We start from the raw sequence: 269 nt of genomic DNA on the forward strand, positions 1-269 counted from the left end.
GATAAGGCGAGCAGAACCCGGCGAGGTTGGCGAAGCTGTTGACCGCGGCGATGCCGGCCGCCGCAGACACTCCGCCAAGCAGCGTGGTGGGCAGCATCCAGAACAACGAGGTGGCGGAGAGAATGCCGGAGGCGGCCAGGCACAGGCTGAGGATCGACAAGGTCGGATTGCCGCCCATCAGCGCTGCCAGGCTCAAGCCGATGGCACCGGCGATCATCGGCACGATCAGGTGCCAGCGGCGCTCGCGGTGTTTGTCGCCACTGCGGCCG

The 269-nt window shown here is 67.7% G+C and carries 1 pseudogene; it reads right to left on the reverse strand.

Annotation, left to right across the window (positions count from 1 at the left end):
• A pseudogene (locus AAEY83_RS15410) lies at positions 1 to 269 on the reverse strand (MFS transporter); the annotation flags it as partial.

The sequence above is a fragment of the Psychrobacter sp. TB20-MNA-CIBAN-0197 genome (genome assembly GCF_040309765.1).
GTDB classification, from domain to species: Bacteria; Pseudomonadota; Gammaproteobacteria; order Pseudomonadales; family Moraxellaceae; genus Psychrobacter; species Psychrobacter submarinus.